This is a genomic window from Flavobacterium sp. DW-iso2, from assembly GCF_058725285.1.
This window is the reverse complement of sequence record NZ_JBZXDY010000020.1, coordinates 46,499-69,373: the sequence shown is the minus strand read 5'-3', so window position 1 is coordinate 69,373 and position 22,875 is coordinate 46,499. Positions and strand designations below refer to the sequence as shown.

Here is a 22,875-nt window from a genome sequence, read left to right as displayed (position 1 = left end):
TATGTCGAAACACAAATTTACGATTCATTTAAAGAAGCCATCTTTTTGGCTTCTTTTTTTATCGGACAACAATGAATTTTAACTATTATCCCAATTTTTATCAGGAGCTATTTCCTGCTATCCGTTTCAATCTTTACTGCCGAACCCCGGCATTAAAGGATTTCCACTGCTATCAGGGCTAGGGCTTTTTGTTTACAACCAAACCTTTGTCATTGACCACGATAAATCCCAATATTTCACAAGCACATCCACATCGTCTCCCCCTCCTTCGGAGGGGGTTGGGGGGGAGGATCAAAATCTATCAATTGCTTCCTGTACTTTTTCTTCTTTCACACATAATGCAAATCGAATGTATCCTTCTCCATTGCTTCCAAAAATGGTTCCTGGGGCGATAAAAATATATTTCTCCTGTAAAATCTGATCAATAAACTTTTCTGCCGATGCTATTCCTTCTGGTAATTTAGCCCAAACAAATAAGCCAACTCCCTCTTTGTATACTTTACAACCCAATTTCTCGGCTAACTGCTCCGTCAAAATACGGCGTTTCTTATAAATTACATTCATCGAGTCAAACCACGACTTATCGCTATTCAAGGCAGCAATCGCTCCTTTTTGTATACCGAAAAACATACCGCTGTCCATATTGCTTTTCACTTTTAGAATAGCGTCAATGGCTTCTGCATTTCCTAAAACCATTCCTACTCTCCAACCTGCCATATTAAAGGTTTTACTCAAAGAATTAAGTTCTAACGCAACATCCTTAGCTCCTTCCACTTGCAACAAACTCATCGGTTTGTCATTCAAAACAAAACTATATGGATTGTCATTGATCAACAATATTTCATGTTTTTTGGCGAAAGCCACTAACTTTTCAAATAAAGCGATACTTCCTCTAGCACCTGTTGGCATATGAGGATAACCAATCCACATAATTTTTACCTTAGTTAAATCTAATTTTTCCAACACTTCAAAATCAGGTTCCCAATTCGTACCCTCTTTTAAATCATAATAAACAGGAACCGCTCCCACTAAATTTGTTACTGACGTATACGTTGGATATCCGGGATTCGGAATCAAAACTTCATCTCCTTCATTTAAAAAAGCCAATGAAATATGCATGATTCCCTCTTTAGAACCCATCAAAGGCAAAATTTCTGTATTGGGATTCAAAGCGACGTTATAATTATTCAGATAGAAATCAGCCATACTTTTTCGCAATTCTGGCAATCCCTGATAACTCTGGTATTGATGTGCGTTTTCATCATCCATTGCCAGTTTTACAGCATCAATAACAGCTTGTGACGGATGTAAATCTGGACTTCCAATTCCCATATTGATAATCGGTTTTCCTTCTGAAGCCAATTGCCTTACTTCTCTCAATTTAGAAGAGAAATAGTATTCTTCAATTATATCTAAACGTTTTGCTACTTGAATCATGTTGTTTGTATTTTCCTTTCCCTAGCCATTTCTGGAAAATGGGAACTTTATATTTTTATTATCGTTTACCTTTTATTCCTTAATAATTTATGGCTTCGTGTTTTTATACTCCCCTAAAACTTTAAAGTATTCTGCCATAATTTCTAATAGCGATTTTGTTTTTGCATAGTCAGCATACTTTTCAAATGTAACATCCACAAAAAAAGAATATTTCCAAGGCGTTTCAATTTTTGGCAAGGATTGAATCTTTGTTAAATTCATTTTGCAATCACTCATTACATTTAGCACTGCTGCCAGACTACCTCGTTTATGATCTAATTCAAATTTCAATGAAGCTCTGTTGATATCTTCTTCAGCCAGAAATGAATTTTCTTTTTTAATAATTACAAAACGGGTCATGTTATTTTTTATCGTCTGAATTTCTGGAGCCAAAATTTCCAAATCATACATTTCAGAGGCCGTTACACTAGCAATTGCCGCTATTCCTTTCAACTGTTTTTCCTGAATTCTACGCGCTGTTTCGGCAGTATCCTTATCCTCAACTAATTTTATGTTTGGATACTTTTTAAGGAAATCCATACATTGCAGTAAAGCCATCGGATGTGAATGCACCTCCACAATATCTTCTATTTTTTGCCCTTGAAGCGCCATTAAATTTTGATGAATCCTAAGATAATGCTCCCCTATAATATGTAAATTGTGTTTATCTATTAATGCATAATTTGGAATAATAGGCCCCGCAATTGAATTTTCTATTGCCATAACCGCTTGATCAGACCTACCTGATAGCAAGCTGTCTACCAATTCTTCAAAAGACAAACACTCATCTACTACTACACTATTCTCGTAATATTCCTGTGCCACCTGATGATGAAAAGAACCTTTTATACCCTGTATTGCAATTTTCGCATTCATATAACAAACTTTTAAGCAAAAAAAAATCCCGATTTTCATCGGGATTGTATATTTATAATTATCAATTTAATTTTCTAATTAAATAACCATACGACAATCCCTAACCTCTTTCCAGAAGAAATAATAAGTATTGCTAAAATAAAATCGGTTGTTTAACATGGTATGCTTTGTGTTGTGTGTGTATTAATTCTATGCGAATGTATCAATTATTTCGGGCCCACCAAAAAAAAAATCATTTTTCACCAAACAAAAAAGGAATTCTCTCTAAAACTACTTTTTAATTACACAATAGTCAATAAACCCAGTGTAAAACAATATTTAAGCAACTGCTTATAAACACGTTCCGTAACAAAAACAGCCGCTTTTGTTTGAAATAAATTCACAAAAACTGATTATGCAGTCAAGGTATTCGAAAGCCATTTTTTTCCTTCTGCAATTCGGGTGATTAACATCGCCGAAACTACGTCGCCATTAGCATTCAATAGCGTCGCCATCGGATCTACTAATGTTCCTACAATCATGGCTGCCGGTAAAGCCTGCTCCATTGGAAAACCATAAATAGTAATAGCAAGAATTTCTCCTATATAGCCGCCGTTTGGGATCCCGCCCTCAACCACAGAAACAATTATTGTAATACCCAAGGCAATCAGTAAATTATGTGGGTCGGTAAAATCCTTTCCAAACATGGCAAAAATAACGGCAATCTTTATAATTGATGACATACTGGAACCGTCTTTGTGTAAAGGAGCACCTAGTGGAACGGCGATATTCCTAATATGTGTTGGTATGTGCATTTTCTCTGTTGCTTCCAGATTGGCAGGTATTGTAGCAATACTGCTACAAGTTCCTAAAGCGGTTAAAGAAGGTGTAATATTATTACTCCAAAACACTTTCAGACCATTTGTCCCTCCTGCGATAAATGCGTAAAGACTAAAGAAAACTACAAAGTAAAAAGCACAAACTGCATAATAAAGACCCAATGGCTTAGCATATGCACCAAACAATTGAGGTCCAAAAATCCCTACTTGATATGCGAAATAAGCACCTAATCCCACTGGAGCCGTTTTCATTATCAGATGTAGCAATTGTTTCATCACCTCATCCCCTGAGCTCAAAAAACTTCTAAAGCTGGCTCCATTTTCTCCTGAACGCAAACTAGCAAATCCAATTAAAAAAGAAAAGATGATTAATGCCAACATGCTTTTTCGAGAAAGTAATTCATAAAAATCATTGGCGGTAAGCAATTGCGTAATTTGAGAGCCTCCGCTCGCACTTTGCATACTTTCTAATGGAATTTTAGAAATAATAATATCCTGATGAATAGGAAAAAGTAATACGCCAATCATCATTAAAATTGCCGAAATAACAACTGTACTTAAAAATACTCCAATTACAATTACAAAGAGCTTTCCTAATTTTTCTGATTTCTCAAGACTAGCGATGGAGGACGCAATCGTAAAAAAAATTAAAGGAATAATTGCAGTAAACAATAAATTCAAAAATATATCTCCTAATGGCTTTATAATTTCTACATCTTTACCAAAAACCAAGCCCAGTATACTCCCTGCTGTAATCCCGCAAAGGAGCCATATGATACTACTATAAGTTTTAAATAAACTACTCGAATCACTAGTTACTTTGCTCATATACTATACTGTTTTTAAATTTTTATAAATATATTAATCTAATTGGGAAAACGATACTGTTTGTTATCTTATTCTTTTAATCACGATTCACGATATAAATATTTATTTCAAATACTAACCTTGTTACTTTAGCACTTTAGATCAGTAGAAATAAAATACATTACCAATAAGAACATGTATTTGCCATAATTTGTTAAGTTCCTACGGGACAAAATTGTCTTGATTAAAAATTATTCTACCTATAGACAGTCCCTAACGGAACTCTAAACAGAACTTTCCATCATCAATAATTCTCAACCTTAAATTCCTCCTTTAGTTCTACCAATAGAAAGACACTAACAGGACACTGAACAGAACTTTCCATCATCAATAATTCTCAACCTTAAATTCCTCCGTTAGTTCTACCAATAGAAAGACACTAACGGGACACTAAACAGAACTCTAAACAGAACTCTAAATTATCAATAATTCTCAACCTTAAATTCCTCCGTTAGTTCTACCAATAGAAAGTCACTAACAGGACACTGAACAAAACTCTTCTTCATCAATAACTTTCAACCTTAAATTCCTCCGTTAGTTCTACCAATAGAAAGACACTAACGGGACACTAAACAGAACTCTAAATCATCAATAATTTTCAACCTTAAATTCCTCCGTTAGTTCTACCAATAGAAAGTCACTAACGTGACATTAAACAGAACTCTAAATCATCAATAATTTTCAACCTTAAATTCTTCCGTTAGTTCTACCAATAGAAAGTCCCCAACAGGACACTAAACAGAACTATTCATCATCAATAATTCTCAATCTTAAATTGTTCCGTTAGGAACTTTCTATCGGTAGAAACAAAATAAATTCTCGCTTTTTTGTCCCGTTAGGGACTATCCCAATTTAAACCAATTCTTTAAAAACAAATTTCTCATCAAAGTCTACTTCGAATTTCTCAAGAATATCAAAATACTCTTCTCTAAAAGATTTAATTTTATGATGCAATTCTTGATTTTCAATATAGTGTATGACATTTGGCAATTGCGATTTACTATACGAAAATGCTCCAAACCCCTCTTGCCATTCAAAATGACATCTCGCAAGTTTATTTTCATTAATCCATAAAGAAGATCCTTGCTTAACATCTTTCATTAAATCCGAAATAGATTGAGATGGTCTAAGACCGACCAAAATATGAATATGATCAGGCATGCCATTTATACTTAAAAGCTTGTGGCTATTGTTTTGTATAATTCCAGTTATGTATTTATACAAGGAATCTTTCCATTGCGATTCGATAATTCCGTTTCTGAATTTTACTGCAAAAACAAAATGAATGTGTATTTGGGTATATGTATTTGCCATAATTTGTTAAGTCCCTACGGGACAAAATCGCCCTGATTAAAAATTATTCTACCAATAGATCGTCCCTAACGGGACAACAAATAATAGTAAATTCATTATCAAATGTATTCAAAAAACAACAAATCAATCCTTTTTCTGTTTACTTTTGCAACAAATACTAAGTCATGTCAATAGAAGTAAATAATATATCTAAAAGTTATGGTGCTCAAAAAGCATTAGACAACATTTCCTTTTCTGTTAAAAAAGGAGAAATCGTTGGTTTCCTGGGGCCGAATGGAGCCGGAAAATCTACTTTAATGAAAATACTGACAACTTATATTGCTGCCGATGAAGGCACTGCCTTAGTGAATGGTCATGATGTAACCTCAGATCAAAAAGCGGTACAGCTTTCTATCGGTTATTTGCCGGAACATAATCCGTTGTATTTGGATTTGTATGTGCGAGAATATTTAGCATTTAATGCCGATATTTATAAAGTTAGTAAATCCCGCATCGAAGAAGTATTACAAATGACTGGCTTGACTACCGAAAGTCATAAAAAAATAGGGCAACTATCTAAAGGATATCGCCAACGTGTAGGACTTGCTAACGCTTTACTGCACAATCCAGATGTTTTGATTCTCGACGAACCCACCACTGGTTTAGATCCGAATCAATTGATCGAAATACGTAACGTCATCAAAAATGCGGGAAAAGATAAAACTGTATTTCTTTCCACGCACATCATGCAGGAGGTGGAAGCGATTTGCAACCGTGTCATTATCATCAATAACGGAAAAATTGTAGCCGATAAAAAACTAGATCATTTAATCTCTGCCGATAAAGAACAGGTAATTGAAGTAGAATTTGACTATAAAATAGAGGAACAGGCTATTGCCAAAATAGAAAACCTAACTTCTTTTAAAAATACGCATGACATGATTTGGGAACTGACTTTCCTGTCAGACAAAGACATGCGTCCTGCCGTTTTTGATTTTGCTACAGCAAATGGTTTAAAAACGCTGCAATTGAATCAAAAAAATAAAAATTTGGAAGCTGTTTTTAGAGAAATTACAAAGTAGATAACACCTCTTTCTTCGCTTACTTCCCACCAAAAAAGCTCGTTTAATTAAATTAAACGAGCTTTTTTGAATGGTGTTAAAATTCAGCTATGATTTTGGCAAAGCTGCCCCTACTGCAATATCACAACGATGTCCTGCTTTTCCGTGGGCTGGATTCATTCCTTCAGGGGTTTCGTCATTTGCAGAATTAGTCGATAATAATGCTGGCAAAGCTTGGGGCACATTAATTTGCTCAGAGTATTGACCTGAACTCGTACTGCTATTTGTTGAAGCGACCTTTGCATTTAAAGGCGCTCCTACAGCAATGTCACAACGGTGATTTTTCTCGCCATGAGGAGGATTCATTCCTTTGGCAGTTGTTGTTTTTACAACATTAGTTTGTGTAGTTGGTACCACTTGCGGAGATTGACTATTTGTGGTTGACGCTTGAGCACTACCATTTGCAGGAGTGTTCAATGGCGCACCCACAGCTATGTCGCACCTATGATTGGGTTGCCCATGAGCCGGATTAATACCTGCGGCAACCGATGGTGTTGTTCCGGTATTATTCTCATGAAATAAATTATGATTTTGTGATGTTGCAATAGGTGTTGATTGGCTCTCAATACCTGAATTTGTTTGCTGAGTAAAAGGCACTACTAACCTTGGGTCACCTTTTTGTTGTACCGTATCCTCCTTTTTACAAGAAGTTGCCGTTATAGCGACTAGTAAAAAAGCACCATAAAAATATTTCATATTGAGATTGTTTCATTAATAAATTCAAATATAAGATTTTAATACGAGCCCTCAAAAAACACATCACTAATGATATAGGATTAACGAACAAATAAACCTAAATAAAAAATACAATTTTATATAAAAGAACTTGTTTTACGATGAACCATTATAATTATATTAAATCGCCTAGCCCAGATGGAAGCGGCATCCTTTTTTGACCCGTTTTTACGGGACAAAAAAGATATAGCGCACAGCTGGAAAAAGCTCCTAAAAAATCTTACTAGCGATTTGTCTAATATTCTCTGATTTTCCCATCGAATAATAATGCAGCACAGGAACACCTGCCGCTTTAAGCTCTAACGATTGCTGAATTGCCCATTCGATTCCTACTTGTTTTACATCAGTATTCGTTTTGCATTTATCTACAGCATCAATCAAATCTTCGGGCAAATCAATACGGAAGATTTGTGGTAAAATTTGCAAATGCCTTTGTACCGCAAGCGGTTTGATTCCCGGAATGATAGGAACGGTGATTCCCATTTGACGGGCTTTAGCAACGAACTCAAAGTATTTAGCATTGTCAAAAAACATCTGTGTTACCACGTAATCAGCACCTGCATCCACTTTTTCTTTCAACCTTTTTAAGTCGGAAATCAACGATGGTGATTCTAAATGTTTCTCAGGATAACCCGCCACACCAATACAAAAATCAGCTTTATTATCGACATGCATCACATCATGCAAATATTTCCCTTCGTTTAATAAATTAATTTGCTGTACCAAGTCTACAGCATAATTATTCCCGCCTGCTTTTGCTACAAAAGACTGTTCGTCTTTCATTGCATCACCACGCAAAGCCATCACATTATTAATTCCTAGGTAGTGACAATCTACTAATAAATATTCAGTTTCTTCTTTTGTGAATCCACCACAAAGTACGTGTGGTACCGTATCCACATTGTATTTGTGCTTTATCGAAGCACAAATCCCCAATGTTCCCGGGCGCATTCTTGTCAACTTTTTATCTAATAATCCATTTCCTTTATCCACATAAATAAACTCCTCACGAGAAGTAGTCACATCTATAAATGGCGGTTTAAAATCCATTAAAGGATCAATATTATCATATAATTCTTGAATACTTTTCCCTTTTTGGGGCGGAATAATTTCAAAAGAAAATAATGTTTTCCCTTTTGCTGCTGCTATATGTTCTGTTACTTTCATTTTGTTTTTTGTTTCAGGTTTAAAAATTAATGTTTAATGTTCTCTTAAGTAATTTTAAACATTAATTTTTAAACAACTATTCTAGTCTGCTATATTGGGACTCAACCATTTCGTAGCTACTTCAGTTGGTACGCTTCTACGTTTTGCGTAATCAATCACTTGGTCTTCTTTTATTTTTCCGAGTCCAAAATATTTACTTTCAGGATTCCCAAAATAATATCCCGAAACAGAAGATGCTGGCCACATTGCCATACTTTCCGTTAAAGTCACTCCTATTTCTTGCTCTACATTTAATAACTTCCAAATGGTAGGTTTCTCTAAATGGTCAGGACAAGCAGGATAACCTGGCGCAGGACGAATCCCTTTGTAGGTTTCTGCAATCATGTCTTCGGTGCTAAGCAATTCATCAGCCGAGTAACCCCAAACTTCTTTACGTACTTTTTCGTGTAAGTATTCCGCAAAGGCTTCTGCAAAACGGTCTGCCAATGCTTTTACCATAATCGAATTATAGTCGTCTAAATCTCTTTCAAATTCAGCCGCCCATTCATCAACTCCAAAACCAGTAGTCACACAAAAAGCACCCATATAATCTATTTTTCCAGAATCTTTTGGGGCTATAAAATCTGCCAAAGCTATATTTGGTGCTCCTTTGGTTTTTTGTGATTGTTGACGCAAAGTCAAGAATGTTTGTAATGGCTTTCCGTTTTCATCTGTCAGCGCAATATCATCATCGTTGATTTGATTCGCAGGGAAAATTCCGTAAATCCCTTTGGCAGTTAGTTTCTTTTCTTTCAAAATAACGTCCAACATTTCATTGGCATCCGCAAAAACCGAAGTCGCTTGCTCTCCTACTACTTCATCCGTCAAAATCGCTGGATATTTCCCGAACAATTCCCATGTTCTAAAAAATGGTGTCCAGTCAATATACGGAACCAAAACATCTAGCTCCACTTCAATTACCTGTTCGCCAATGCTATTTGGTTTCACAGGCGTAAAATTATCCCAGTCTAATTGCAACTTGTTTTTACGTGCTTGTTCAATAGTTAAGAAATTCTTGTCTCTAGAACGATTCAAAAACGTTTCTCTAAACGCATCGTATTCTGCTCTTATATCGCTCGCATATATTTTTTTATCCTTGTTTAACAAACTTCCGGCTACGGTAACCGCTCTCGAAGCATCATTAACATGAATGACTGTTTCTCTATATTGAGGTGCAATTTTCACGGCTGTATGCGCACGCGAAGTGGTTGCTCCACCTATCATCACCGGAATTTTCATTCCTCTTTTATCTAATTCTTTCGCTAGATACACCATCTCGTCTAGCGAAGGCGTAATCAAACCACTCAGTCCAATAATGTCTACTTCATGTTCTATGGCAGCAGCAATAATTTTTTCGGGAGCGACCATCACACCAAGATCTACAATCTCATAATTATTACATGCTAACACTACCGAAACAATATTTTTACCAATATCATGAACATCTCCTTTTACAGTTGCCATCAATATCTTTCCATTTCCTTGTTTGTCTCCCGCTTGTTTACTTGCTTCTATGTACGGTAATAAATAAGCCACTGCTTTTTTCATTACACGAGCTGATTTTACCACTTGTGGCAAAAACATTTTTCCCGAACCAAACAAATCTCCTACCACATTCATTCCCGTCATCAAGTTGATTTCGATTACTTCAATAGGTTTGGTTGCGGCTAATCGCGCTTCTTCAATATCCAAAAGTATAAATTCATCTACTCCTCGAACTAAAGAATGAGTGAGTCTTTCCTGAATTGTTCCCGAACGCCATTCTTGAATTCCCTTTTCATTGCTCTTGACATCTCCTTTTACATTTTCGGCAAAATCTAGCAAGCGCTCCGTCGCATCATCTCGTCTGTTTAAGATCACGTCTTCAACATGCTCCAATAAATCTTTCGGAATATCATCATAAATCGTCAACATCTCCGGGTTTACAATTCCCATCGTCATTCCGTTTTGAATCGCATGATACAAGAAAACCGAGTGCATCGCTTCCCTTACCGTATCATTTCCTCTAAATGAAAACGACACATTACTCACCCCACCACTAATGTGTGCATGCGGTAAATTTTCACGAACCCATTTGGTTCCTCTAAAGAAATCCAAAGCGTTCAATCGGTGCTCTTCCATCCCAGTTGCTACCGGAAATATATTCAAATCGAAAATAATATCCTGAGGCGGAAAACCCACTTTATCAACCAAAATATCATACGAACGCTGACATATTTCTACTCTACGATCGTAATTATCAGCCTGACCCGTTTCGTCAAAAGCCATAATAATTGCCGCAGCACCGTATCGCTTAATCAATTTAGCATGATGAATAAAAGCTTCTTCGCCTTCTTTTAGCGAAATCGAATTCACTACACTTTTTCCTTGTACGACTTTCAATCCCGCTTCAATGATATCCCATTTTGAGCTATCAATCATAATGGGCACACGCGAAATATCAGGCTCGGCAGCGATTAGATTCAGGAATTTTGTCATGGCATATTCACCGTCCAGCATCCCTTCATCCATATTAATATCGATGATTTGGGCGCCACCTTCCACTTGCTCCTTGGCAATACTCAGTGCTTCTTCGTATTTTTCTTCCTTAATTAACCGAAGGAATTTTCTAGAACCCGTAACATTTGTGCGTTCCCCAATATTCACAAACACGCTATCTGGCGTAATGATCAAAGGCTCTAATCCCGCCAATACAAGGTTTCTTCTAGTTTCTTTTTCTGCCATTTTTTTTATATTTAATCCTTCAAGGTTTAAAAACCAAGGAGGTTCAGCTTTATTATCTTATTATTTTGGGCGTGACCCAAAAAGGGTCGGGCTATTCGTTCCCTCACGCGGATTTGTGCATTCTATGTCATTCCCATTCATTTTTGTCATTGCGAGGAACGTAGCAATCTCATCCAGCTTATCCATCAACAGGATAACATTTACCTCATTCACTTTAACGAAGAATTACATCAGTCACTCTCGCTACCTGATTCTTTCGTTTCTCGGAATGACAAAACTAAAATCTATACTTTTAATCTCTTTACGGGCACAAGCGAGACGCTTGCGCTAGCGAAACCACTAAATCAGATTACTTCGTAGGTAGAACAAAGTTAACTTGCCTTAACCTCACCATTTTTACTTATTGTTATTCTCTCTTCTTTGTCATTCTGAGGGACGAAGAATCTTTGTTATGTGAGCAACTTGTAGAGATTCTTCCTTCGTCAGAATGACAAAATAGTATAGTTCTACTCCGTCTTACATCACTGCCGTAGAAACTCTCGGTTTATAATCCTTTGCAATATCTGCAATTAGCCTGATGTGTTCTGGTGTTGTTCCGCAACAACCACCAATGATATTTACTAAATTATCGTCGAGATATGTTTTTATTTGTGCTTGCATTTCTGCGGGTGTTTCGTCGTATTCTCCAAAGGCATTGGGCAATCCTGCATTAGGATGCGCTGATACATTGAACGACGTATTTTGCGACAAGGTTTGTAGATATGGTTTCAATAAATCGGCACCAAGGGCGCAATTAAATCCTACACTCAATAACGGAATATGCGAAACCGAAACTAAAAATGCTTCTACTGTTTGTCCTGAAAGTGTTCTTCCTGAAGCATCAGTAATCGTTCCTGAAACCATGATTGGAATATCGATATTGCGTTCGTCTTTGACTTCTTCGATGGCAAAAAGTGCCGCTTTAGCATTTAAAGTATCGAAAATAGTTTCGACCAATAAGATATCACTTCCTCCGTCTATCAGCGCTTCCACTTGTTGCTTGTAAGCAATACGCAAATCATCAAAGGTTACGGCTCTGTATCCTGGATCGTTTACGTCTGGTGACATGCTTGCAGTCCGGTTTGTTGGACCTATTGAACCCGCTACAAAACGAGGTTGATCTGGATTTTTGGCTGTAAATTCATCGGCTACTTCACGGGCTATTTTGGCAGATTCATAATTGAGTTCATACACCAAATCTTCTAAATGGTAATCGGCCATACCTATTGTGGTGCCTGAGAAGGTATTGGTTTCTACAATATCTGCTCCCGCTTCAAAATAGGCTGCGTGAACGGCGCGAATCGCTTGTGGCTGGGTTATAGACAACAAATCGTTGTTTCCTTTTAGAGAATGTGGAAAATCTTTGAAACGTTCTCCTCTAAAATCTTCTTCGGAGAAATTATAGCGTTGCAACATGGTTCCCATAGCTCCATCGAGGATGAGAATGTTTTTTTTAATGGCTTCGTGAATATTGGACATAACTTTTTATTTCTTGAAAATCACAATCGGAATTGGGATTTTTACTTTTGATTACTAATTACAAAAGTTCACTATATAAATTCTTTAGCCCTGATGGAAGCGGCATCCTTTTATTCTGGGGTTCAGAATAAAAGATATAGCGTACAGCAGGAAGGATGATGGCAAAAAGCACCAATCATTCGCTCTAAAAAAAATAATATAAAAGTTGTCAAGAAAAGGTTTGAGAAATACTATGGAAGTATTCTTGTGTTATCTATCTTAGATACTGAAGTAAGTTCAGCATAAAGTAGAATGTAGCACCTTCTTTATAAGATAAAGGGTTGCTAAGGTTTCATTGGGTCTTTCCCTCCGCCTTTCGTGATAACGATCAATAAATATAGGAACACTGCAAAGAAAAGATATAGCGCTAACACTTGCAAGTATTAACGCCATATTTTTTTATTGGTTTTTATGCGAATTGTTATACAATGGCTTTAACCACTGCTTTTGGAGCTTCTTTACGAGTCCCGTCAAAACCATCAACTCCTGAAACTGTTGTGTATTTTAGCACATATTTCTTACCTGGATTGATAATTTGATAGGCAGCCTGACACATTAATGTCGCCTCATGAAAACCACAAAGAATTAATTTTAATTTCCCTGGGTACGTATTTACATCACCAATGGCGAAAATCCCTGGAATATTCGTCTGGTAATCCAATGCGTTGTCTACTTTGATGGCGTTTTTCTCAATTTCTAGTCCCCAGTTTCCTATTGGCCCTAATTTTGGTGTCAATCCGAAAAGAGGAATAAAGTAATCTGTAGGAATGGTTCTTCTTGCGCCATTTTCATCAAGTACAACGGATTCAATATGCTCTGCACCATTAAGCCCTACTACTTCAGCAGGTGTAATCAACCTGATTTTTCCAGCATCTTTTAATTCCTGCACTTTTTCTACAGAATCCAATGCTCCTCTAAATTCATTTCTTCTGTGAATTAAAGTTACTTCGGAAGCAATATTCGAAAGGAAGATACTCCAGTCTAAAGCGGAGTCTCCTCCACCAGAAATAACGACTCTTTTATCTCTAAATTTTTCTGGGTTTTTGATAAAATACTTCACGCCTTTATCTTCATAAAAATTGATTCCGTCGATAAGTGGTTTTCTTGGCTCAAAACTTCCCAAGCCTCCCGCTATCGCCACAACCGAAGCATGAATTTGCGTCCCTTTATTAGAGGTAACAATGAAACTTCCGTCTTCTTGTTTGTCTATTGTTTCAGCACGTTCTCCTAGTGTAAAACCTGGCTCAAATTGCTTTATTTGTTCCATTAGATTATCTACTAAATCCCCCGCTAAAACCTCTGGAAACCCAGGGATGTCGTAGATCGGTTTTTTAGGATATAGTTCTGAAAGTTGGCCACCCACTTGTGGTAACGCGTCTAATATGTGACATTTTAATTTTAATAATCCTGCTTCAAAAACGGCAAATAAACCAGTAGGACCGGCTCCTATAATAAGGATATCTGTTTTAATCATTTCTATATTCTTCATGTACTTTCTATTATGCTAAACTAATTTAATGCAAATTAACGATTGAATTTTACTTCATCAAATGATATTTATCATTCGCTTATTTTTATCTCTATTTATTTTTTAACGCTGCGGTAACCTCATTCATTTTTTGAACTTTCTCTTCAAAATTCCCTTTTAGGGTTTTGCGGTATTCATTCAGGTTCAAAACCATTTGGTTGATATCTTCTGGTATTATTTCTTCAAAAAACTCGCGCAATCTTTTGGCTGTTGTAGGTGATTTTCCATTTGTTGAAATCGCAATTTTGACATTTCCTTTGGTTACGATTCCTCCCAAATAATAATCGCATAATTCTGGCGTATCAGCGATATTGCAAATTAAATATCTTTCCCTACATAAATCATAAATTCTTTTATTCACTTCAAGATCATCCGTACAAGCAATAACCATATGCCTTTTCTTGAGCATCTTTTTCTTGAATTTCTTCATGGTCAGTTTTACCGAATCATGCTTATTGACTAACTCAATTAATTCAGGTAAAAATTTTGGAGCAACAACCTCAACATTAGCATTAGGACTAGATTTTAGCAAAAACGAAAGTTTTTCTAAGCCCACATTTCCTCCTCCTACAATAAGTACTTTGACTTGATGCATTTTTAAAAATATAGGATATAATTCATTCCTTTCCATATACCAATACTGTATTGTGGTTTGATTTTAATTCTTTATAAAAACCTGCTCTTTTCTTACTATCACCAACCACTTCTCCAATTACAATTATGGCAGGCGAACTTAATTTATTCTCCGCTACAACTTTCTGGATTGTATCGATAGTTCCAATTCCCACTTTCTCTTCTGGCGTAGTTCCGTTTTGAATAATCGCAACGGGCATTGCTCCTTTGGATTCGTTTTGGAATAACGCCACAATCTGATCCAGCTTGCTCATCCCCATCAAAATGACGACTGTTGCCGTCGATTGGGCCGCTAAAGCTACATCTGTAGATAATTTTCGTGCTGAAGTAGTTCCAGTAATCACCCAAAAGCTCTCTGAAACGCCTCTTTTTGTCAAAGAAATTCCTTGAGAAGCTGGAACCGCAATAGACGATGAGATACCAGGAATTACAAATGTAGGAATTCCAAAGCTTTCTACGAATTCTATTTCTTCACTTCCTCTTCCAAAGATAAAAGGATCACCACCTTTTAATCGTACTACATTACCATAAGTAAGTGCGTTATCTACAATTAACTGGTTGATTTCATCTTGAGAATACGCATGACATCCTTTTCTTTTCCCAACAAATATCTTCAATGCTTTTTTAGGAGCAAAAGACAACAGTTCTTCATTAGCCAAAGCATCATACAAAACGACATTCGCTTCAGCCAATGCTTTTGCCCCTTTGATAGTCAATAAATCCGGATCTCCCGGACCCGCTCCTACTAGTGTTACCTGAGGTTCTATTTTATTTTTCATCTTTTAGGTCTTTAAGTCTGAATGCTTCGATGGTGTCAAAGAAAGCAATTGCTTCTTGAATGTACTTTACAGCAAATTCTTCAGATGGTTCATTCTTATTGATTTGAAATACTAAGTCCTTTAATGTGGATTGCAATGGAATTTTATTCGTTTCTACAAAAACAGTATCAAATAAATCTATTATTCCCGCTTGATGGTTTGTTTTTTGGTTTTCTGAAAGTAACAAGGCTTTAGCACCATTTACAAAACCTGCATAGGCAAGATAAATAGCATCTGCCCAGTTTTTATCTTCGAAAGCTTCTTGTGCAAAAGTCAATTTATCTTTGGCCTCCAATAATAAAGTGGCCACTAAATCAATTACAACACCCGCGCATTCTCCAACTCCAACCGCTTTAACATAGTTATCAGCATTTCCCCAATCAATAAAATCAGCATCGACAAGATTTGTTGTGTCTGCCAATGGCTTTAGGAATTCGTAGAAATACTTTTCGCCTTGAGCGTCGTAATAATCTAAAAATGATTTACCATTCGCATTGGCACTAAAGTCATTTAAGATATAACGCAATGCATCAGGTCCTCTACGGCTTGGAATTTTAATAACTTTATCTGAAAAACGTCCTTTCCCATCTCCAAGGATTCCTCCTCCAAGTAATACTTGTAATGCTGGTGCCACTAATTTACCTGCATTAATAGACATTCCTTGAAAACCTATTGATGACATATTGTGTTGCCCACAAGCATTCATACAACCACTAATTTTTATCGTGATTTCTTGATTCTCTTTATATTGTGGGAATTCTAATTTTAAAACTCTTTCTAATTCTTCTGCAATTCCGGTACTGCTTGCAATTCCGAGATTACAGGTATCTGTTCCTGGGCATGCGGTTATATCGTTAATTGTATCGTAACCTAGTGTCACGAAGTCTAATTTGGCTAATTCTTGGTAAAAGAAAGCTAGGTTTTCTTCTTTTATATTTCGAAGTACAATGTTTTGTTTTAGTGAAAAACGCAATTCATTAGCACCGTAATTTTTGATTAAATCAGCTAATGCTCTGGCTTTATCTGTATAAAAATCTCCTAAAAGTACTTTGATACCAATGGCGTAATACCCTGCTTGTTTTTGAGCAATTACATTCGATTTTTTCCAAGCTTCAAAAGCGGCTGTATCTTCAATAGTTACTTTTGGCACTTCTAATAAAGTCACTGGAATAGTAACATCAAAATCAGTTGTGTCAATTTCGTAAAACTGGTATGACAGTGCTTTTTTCTCTTCGTCAACTAAACGTAAAAATTCATCGCGACCAATATCTTTGATTAGAAATTTCATACGTGCTTTTAAACGTTTGGCTCTTTCGCCAAAGCGATCAAATATTCTCAAAACCCCTTCAGTTGTTGGGATAATTTGGTTTACAGGAATAAATTCTGATAATAATTCGGCATGATGTGGCTGCGAACCTAATCCTCCTCCTAGCATTACTTTGAATCCGCGCTCACCATTAACAATCTTTGGAATAAATCCTAAATCATGCAAATAACTCAAGGCAGTATCTTTATCTGAAGATGAAAATGACATTTTGAATTTACGTCCCATTTCTTGACAAATAGGATTTCTCAAGAAAAACTGAAACATGGCGTGTGCATAGGGCGAAACATCAAAAGGTTCATCTACATCAACTCCTGCTAATTCACTTGCTGTAATATTTCTAACAGTGTTACCACAAGCCTCGCGAAGTGTAATGTCATCGATTGCTAATTGTGCCCAAAGTTCTGGAGTTCTATCTAAACTCACATAGTGAATCTGGATATCCTGACGCGTTGTGATATGCAAACGCCCCGTAGAATATTCATCAGAAACTTTACTAATACGTATTAATTGCTCGCTGCTTACTTTACCAAATGGCAATTTAATACGAATCATTTGTACGCCTTCTTGACGCTGACCATAAACACCACGTGCTAAACGCAGCGAACGAAAACGTTCCTCATCAATTTTACCATCTTTGAATAAAGCAATTTTTCTTTCTAAATCGATTATTTCTTTTTGAACAATCGGATTCTCTATTTCGGTTCTAAAACTTTCCATACCTATTTTTACTATTATCCTCCCCCCAGCCCCCTCCGAAGGAGGGGGAGCCGTTGAGGAGCTTTATTATGTTATATTCTGGTTCTGAATTTTCAATTCATCTTTACTATTCAATTTCAAAAAGACAAAAGCCATTGAGGAGTTTGATTCTTGTTATAACCTAGTCTAAAATACTTAACCACCAAGTTTATCTACAAACATTTTCGACAATCTCTCCCTCCCCTTCGGGGAGGGCCGGGGTGGGGATTACCTAATAAACCCTACTCCTGCTGTTGTATTGGTTGCTGCATCGATTAAGATAAAAGCACCATTTGATTTATTATCGTTGTATGCATCAAAATAAATTGCTTTGCTTAACTTGATATTTACTTCTCCTATTTCGTTAATTGCTAATTGAGACGCTTCGGTTGTTCCTGAGAAATCAGTTGCAATCACGTTTTTCACGCTGTCAATTTTAGCCAAAACTCTATTGGTGTTATGTTGCACAAAATATTTTGCACCTGGGACGAGTTTTTTACTGTCCATCCAACAAACTGTAGTATTAATGTCTTTTTCAACTTTAGGCAATTCAGATGATTTTACTATCATGTCTCCTCTAGTTACATTAATGTCATTTTCTAATTCGATCGTAATTGAAGATCCCACAGAAGCTTCATCAAATTGTTTATCAAAAAAGTGAATTTTAGACACTTTCGATTCTGTTAAAGAAGGTAATACAGTCACTGCATCTCCCACTTTAATATTGTTTCCGTGTAGTTTACCAGCATATCCTCTAAAATCGTGGTACTCTTCTGTTTTCGGTCGGATTACTGTTTGAACAGGGAAACGTGCTTTCCCTTTTTCATAAACATCTGCTGGCTCTAAAGCCTCGAGGTGTTCTAAGATTGTTTGCCCTTCGTACCACGGCATTCCACCCAATGATTCTACTACATTATCGCCAGTCAAAGCACTTAATGGAATGTAACTTACATTTTGTTCTTTAAAAGTACTTTTGGCGTTTAATGCTTCAAAGTCGGCTTTAATTTTATTATAGATTTCTTCTGAATAATCAACTAAATCCATTTTATTAACCGCAACAATTACTTCTTTTACTCTCAATAAATTATTGATAAAAAAGTGACGGTACGTTTGCTCAATTACGCCTTTACGAGCATCAATCAAAATGATAGATACTTGCGAAGTTGAAGCTCCTGTAACCATGTTACGCGTGTACTCAACGTGCCCTGGAGTATCTGCAATAATGTAACTTTTCTTAGCTGTAGAAAAATAAATGTGCGCCACATCAATGGTGATTCCTTGTTCTCTCTCTGCCACTAAACCATCTGTAGCTAAAGAAAAATCTAGATAATCGTATCCTTTTTGCTTGCTGCTTTTTTCTATTGCTTCTAGTTTGTCTGTAGTCAAAGATTGTGTATCGTACAATAACCTTCCGATTAATGTACTTTTTCCGTCATCTACACTTCCTGCCGTTGCTATTTTTAAAACTTCCATTTTATTTTTTGTTTAAAGTTTAAAAGTTTAAGGTTTCATTGATTGCCTTTATAAAAACCTTTAAATCTGAATGTTTTTATTTTTATTTTGTAAACAGATTTTAATCTGAATTATATTTTAATTTTATGAATGAGGCTGAATCTAATTATATCTCTATTAAAATAATCAACTCCGTTTACTCTTTCTTGAAAACTATTTAAATAACCTAATTCTAATGCAACGTTTGGACTAACCCCTATTTGCACTGCTGCATAAATTCGATTTTGATCAAATGTATTTTTGATAATTTTGTTTCCACCATTAATCATTATTTCATCATAAAATATCGCTTTTAAAAATCGTTTATCTTTTTTCCAAAAAGTCCAATCACCATAAATTCGGTATCTAAACCTTAGGTAAAATGTAGTTCCATCTTCTAACTGCAACTTACTTGCATTGCGGATAAACCGCTCTTCTAATTGGTACCTATGCGTTAGATTTACTTTTCCTAAAGCCTGCCTTATGCTTACATCCTGCTGCGCTCGATATTCTGGTACATGAAACTCATTTTTAACTTCAGGATTTTGTGTTGCCACAGAGAAATAAGCAAACCCAGCTCCTAACTCTACCTTATCTGTTATTTTATTCCTGATTTGAAGCCGACTAACAAATGTGTTTTGCGTTACTGGATTTATAAAAATCCTATTATCAATTTCAGTGTGAACGGCCCATTTAGCATTTAATTCCAGCTGATTGTAATATCGCACCCAAAGTAAACTTTGTTTGTCTACCACTTTCTCTGTTTGCGCCTTTACCCCAATACTCATCAAAAACAAACTCAACAGTATTTTAATTAACTTCATTCTAAAAGTATCCTTGTTGCTTTCTTTTCTCCATTGCAGCTTCAGAACGTTTATCATCAATTCTGGCACCTCTCTCTGATATAGTTGATAATCTAATTTCGCCTACCACTTCAGATATTGTAGCTGCATAAGAATCAACTGCTGCTGTACAACTCATATCTCCAACGGTTCTAAAACGAACAATTCTTTCTTCAATTTCTTCGTTTTCTTCTTGGTATACATAAGGAGAGTGTGACCAAATCATTCCGTCTCTCAAGAATACCTTACGTTTGTGAGAAAAGTAAATGGATGGAATTTCGATTTGTTCTTGTTCGATATAACTCCAAACATCTAATTCAGTCCAGTTTGAAATAGGAAAAACGCGCACATTTTGACCATTTTCAATTTTCCCGTTTAATAAATCGAATAACTCCGGACGTTGGTTTTTTTCATCCCATTGACCAAAATCATCACGTACCGAAAAAATACGTTCTTTTGCTCTTGCTTTTTCTTCGTCTCTACGTGCACCACCAATACAAGCATCAAATTTAAATTCTTCGATAGCATCTAAAAGTGTTGTGGTTTGCAGGCTATTTCTACTAGAATATTTTCCGGTTTCTTCTACTACTTTCCCCTCGTCAATTGCATCTTGTACATTTCGAACAATTAACTCTAATCCTAATTCTTTAACCAATCGGTCTCTGAATTCAATTGTTTCAGGAAAATTGTGTCCGGTATCCACATGTAATAACGGAAAAGGAATTTTAGCTGGAAAGAATGCTTTTTGTGCTAAGCGAACCAAAGTAATTGAATCTTTTCCTCCAGAAAAAAGCAATACTGGTTTGTCAAATTGAGAAATTACTTCTCTAAAAATGTATATCGCTTCGCTTTCTAATGCGTTTGTTTTTAATATTGTACTCATGGCTTATTTTTTATCCTCCCCCCAACCCCCTCCGAATGAGGGCGATAGCAAACGGAATTATATTCGTTTTTAAATTTTATTTTGAACCTCTATGTTCGTACTTCGAACCTTATTTCTGGTGCAAACCGCATTCTTTGTGACTCGATTCCCACCACCATCTTCCGGCTCTAATGTCTTCCCCTTCTGCAATTGCTCTTGTACACGGCGCACAACCAATGCTTACAAATCCTTTTTTGTGTAAAGCATTTTGTGGTACATTGTTTTTTTCTAAATAATCCTCTACTTCTTTCAATGACCATTTTAATAATGGGTTGAATTTGATTATTTCGAACTTGGCGTCGTATTCTAAAAGATGCAAGTCATTTCTGTTTTCTGATTGCTCGGCTCTTAATCCTGTAATCCAAACTGAATTTCCTTTTAAAGCTTTTGTTAATGGCGCTACTTTTCGAATAAAACAACACTCTTTTCTGTTTTCAACCGATTCATAAAAGCTATTCGGTCCTTTTGCATTCAATAGGTTTTGAACATCAGCAGCTTCAGGAAAATATACTTCAATATGTTTTTTATACTTTTTTAATGTCTTATGAAAAACATCATAAGTTTCTTGAAACAAACGTCCAGTATCTAAAGTAAAAATATTGATTGAAGCGTTACTATTAGCAATTAAAGCCGTAATCACCTGATCTTCTTGTCCAAAAGAAGTTGAAAAAACCACTTTGTCTTTATATTCATTTGCTAAAAAAGTAAAAGCCTCTTCTATTGAAAAGTCTTTTGTTTTTTCTATTAATGTTTGTATGATCGTTGTGCTCATTTTATTTTATTTATTACAAAATCTATTACCCTATCGGTTTAGTAGATTTAAAGGCAAAAGTAATACTTATTTCTAAAGTACAAAACAAAATTTGGATTTTTTATTCTAAATAAAATAATACCTTATAGACTCAAAAAAAGCACATTAGACCTTTATAAGCCAATAATTAGTGAATCAATAACTATTGGCACTTCCTTTTCTATTATTGCTAAATAATACTGTTCTATCTCCATTAATATTCAATTTTTAAAATATATTTCAATTAGTCTACTTTCCCTATAGGATAGTTGTTAAATAGTTATTAATTTTGACGAAAAATTAATTGTATGGATTTTCAAATAGGATTAGTCATCGCGGGTTTAACTGTTGGTTTTATTGTAGGATTAACAGGTGTTGGAGGCGGTTCACTAATGACTCCCATTTTATTATGGTTCGGAATTCCACCTACAACAGCTGTTGGAACTGATCTATTGTATGCGGCATTTACTAAAATGGGTGGTGTATATGTACATCATAAAAAAAAGAATATTAATTGGAAAATCACAGGTTGGCTTTCGTTAGGAAGTGTCCCAGCGGCCTTAGTAACATTATGGATTTTACATAGCATAAAAACAGATGTTTCGGCATTAAACGCAGTAATTAAATGTAGCTTAGGTTGGGCATTACTAATGACTTCCATAGCCGTTTTATTCAAAAAGAAGCTTTTAAACTTCTCTCAAAAGCATTCAGGAGATAAATTTCATAGTGAGAGTAAAACGCAAAACGTATTGACTGTTGCTATTGGAGTTTTATTAGGTGCTACTGTAACCTTAACATCAATTGGAGCTGGAGCACTTGGAACTGTTACCTTATTTTTCTTATACCCAATTTTAGCAACACCAAAACTAGTAGGCACCGAGATTGCACATGCTGTTCCTTTAACTTTAGTTGCCGGTTTAGGACATGCTACCATGGGGAATTTAGATTTAGGACTTTTAGGGCAATTATTAATAGGATCGCTTCCAGGAATTTTCATCGGCAGCATGTTAAGTGGTAAAGTACCCGATATATTACTTCGAAATGCCATTGCAGGAATGTTATTCTTTGTAGGTTACAAACTTGTTTTTATGGCTTAAAAAATAATTAATTGACAAT

At 35.8% G+C, this 22,875-nt stretch carries 18 protein-coding genes and 1 riboswitch; of the genes, 2 read left to right on the top strand and 16 right to left on the bottom strand.

Annotated features, from left to right (window positions below; translation table 11 throughout):
- Positions 1-291: 291 nt before the first annotated feature.
- The 4 genes from AC4PRO_RS13400 to tnpA form a co-directional block, all read right to left on the bottom strand.
- Positions 292-1,437 carry a pyridoxal phosphate-dependent aminotransferase gene (locus AC4PRO_RS13400; RefSeq protein ID WP_492117680.1) on the bottom strand — a complete coding sequence of 382 codons (1,146 nt, stop codon included), beginning with the start codon at positions 1,435-1,437 and terminating at the stop codon, positions 292-294.
- Positions 1,438-1,524: 87 nt separating this feature from the next.
- Positions 1,525-2,352, bottom strand: coding sequence for a prephenate dehydratase (locus AC4PRO_RS13395; protein WP_492117679.1), 828 nt, complete (start codon positions 2,350-2,352; stop codon positions 1,525-1,527).
- A 392-nt stretch (positions 2,353-2,744) separates the two neighbouring features.
- Positions 2,745-3,998 (bottom strand): dicarboxylate/amino acid:cation symporter, encoded by a 1,254-nt coding sequence (locus tag AC4PRO_RS13390; RefSeq protein WP_492117678.1) that lies wholly within the window; start codon positions 3,996-3,998, stop codon positions 2,745-2,747.
- A gap of 891 nt (positions 3,999-4,889) precedes the next feature.
- Positions 4,890-5,351: an IS200/IS605 family transposase gene (gene tnpA / locus AC4PRO_RS13385; RefSeq protein ID WP_074721027.1), complete on the bottom strand. Its 462-nt coding sequence runs from the start codon at positions 5,349-5,351 to the stop codon at positions 4,890-4,892.
- A 164-nt stretch (positions 5,352-5,515) separates the two neighbouring features.
- Between tnpA and gldA the strand changes: the two genes are divergently transcribed.
- Positions 5,516-6,412, top strand: a complete 897-nt coding sequence (gldA, locus tag AC4PRO_RS13380; protein ID WP_492117677.1) for a gliding motility-associated ABC transporter ATP-binding subunit GldA — start codon at positions 5,516-5,518, stop codon at positions 6,410-6,412.
- An 87-nt stretch (positions 6,413-6,499) separates the two neighbouring features.
- Here the strand turns inward: gldA and AC4PRO_RS13375 are convergent, their stop codons facing one another.
- The 12 genes from AC4PRO_RS13375 to AC4PRO_RS13320 all read right to left on the bottom strand — a co-directional run bounded on the left by AC4PRO_RS13375 (position 6,500) and on the right by AC4PRO_RS13320 (position 21,741).
- Complete coding sequence (locus AC4PRO_RS13375; RefSeq protein ID WP_492117676.1) at positions 6,500-7,147, bottom strand: hypothetical protein; 648 nt, start codon at positions 7,145-7,147, stop codon at positions 6,500-6,502.
- A 249-nt stretch (positions 7,148-7,396) separates the two neighbouring features.
- On the bottom strand, positions 7,397-8,353 hold the full coding sequence (metF, locus tag AC4PRO_RS13370; RefSeq protein WP_492117675.1) for a methylenetetrahydrofolate reductase [NAD(P)H]: 957 nt from the start codon (positions 8,351-8,353) through the stop codon (positions 7,397-7,399).
- A gap of 81 nt (positions 8,354-8,434) precedes the next feature.
- Positions 8,435-11,116, bottom strand: a complete 2,682-nt coding sequence (gene metH / locus AC4PRO_RS13365; protein ID WP_492117674.1) for a methionine synthase — start codon at positions 11,114-11,116, stop codon at positions 8,435-8,437.
- Between the two features lie 516 nt (positions 11,117-11,632).
- Positions 11,633-12,634, bottom strand: a complete 1,002-nt coding sequence (locus AC4PRO_RS13360) for a homocysteine S-methyltransferase family protein (RefSeq protein ID WP_492117673.1) — start codon at positions 12,632-12,634, stop codon at positions 11,633-11,635.
- 246 nt (positions 12,635-12,880) lie between these two features.
- Positions 12,881-13,001, bottom strand: a riboswitch (SAM riboswitch).
- A 93-nt stretch (positions 13,002-13,094) separates the two neighbouring features.
- The gene (locus AC4PRO_RS13355; protein ID WP_492117681.1) at positions 13,095-14,147 is read right to left on the bottom strand and encodes an NAD(P)/FAD-dependent oxidoreductase; all 1,053 of its coding nucleotides are present in this window, start codon (positions 14,145-14,147) and stop codon (positions 13,095-13,097) included.
- Positions 14,148-14,253: 106 nt separating this feature from the next.
- Positions 14,254-14,832 (bottom strand): precorrin-2 dehydrogenase/sirohydrochlorin ferrochelatase family protein, encoded by a 579-nt coding sequence (locus AC4PRO_RS13350; protein ID WP_492117672.1) that lies wholly within the window; start codon positions 14,830-14,832, stop codon positions 14,254-14,256.
- Positions 14,819-15,613: a uroporphyrinogen-III C-methyltransferase gene (cobA, locus tag AC4PRO_RS13345; RefSeq protein WP_492117671.1), complete on the bottom strand. Its 795-nt coding sequence runs from the start codon at positions 15,611-15,613 to the stop codon at positions 14,819-14,821. The genes AC4PRO_RS13350 and cobA overlap by 14 nt, the downstream gene beginning before the upstream one ends.
- Positions 15,603-17,696, bottom strand: a complete 2,094-nt coding sequence (locus tag AC4PRO_RS13340) for a ferredoxin-like domain-containing protein (RefSeq protein WP_492117670.1) — start codon at positions 17,694-17,696, stop codon at positions 15,603-15,605. The genes cobA and AC4PRO_RS13340 overlap by 11 nt, the downstream gene beginning before the upstream one ends.
- A gap of 246 nt (positions 17,697-17,942) precedes the next feature.
- Complete coding sequence (locus AC4PRO_RS13335; RefSeq protein WP_074721008.1) at positions 17,943-19,187, bottom strand: sulfate adenylyltransferase subunit 1; 1,245 nt, start codon at positions 19,185-19,187, stop codon at positions 17,943-17,945.
- 110 nt (positions 19,188-19,297) lie between these two features.
- Positions 19,298-20,029, bottom strand: coding sequence for a DUF2490 domain-containing protein (locus tag AC4PRO_RS13330; protein WP_492117669.1), 732 nt, complete (start codon positions 20,027-20,029; stop codon positions 19,298-19,300).
- A gap of 1 nt (position 20,030) precedes the next feature.
- The gene (gene cysD, locus AC4PRO_RS13325; protein WP_074721004.1) at positions 20,031-20,930 is read right to left on the bottom strand and encodes a sulfate adenylyltransferase subunit CysD; all 900 of its coding nucleotides are present in this window, start codon (positions 20,928-20,930) and stop codon (positions 20,031-20,033) included.
- Positions 20,931-21,039: 109 nt separating this feature from the next.
- Positions 21,040-21,741, bottom strand: coding sequence for a phosphoadenylyl-sulfate reductase (locus AC4PRO_RS13320; protein WP_492117668.1), 702 nt, complete (start codon positions 21,739-21,741; stop codon positions 21,040-21,042).
- A 326-nt stretch (positions 21,742-22,067) separates the two neighbouring features.
- On the opposite strand from AC4PRO_RS13320, the gene AC4PRO_RS13315 reads away from it, so the two are divergent.
- Positions 22,068-22,856, top strand: coding sequence for a sulfite exporter TauE/SafE family protein (locus AC4PRO_RS13315; RefSeq protein ID WP_074721000.1), 789 nt, complete (start codon positions 22,068-22,070; stop codon positions 22,854-22,856).
- The last annotated feature ends 19 nt before the right edge of the window (positions 22,857-22,875 follow it).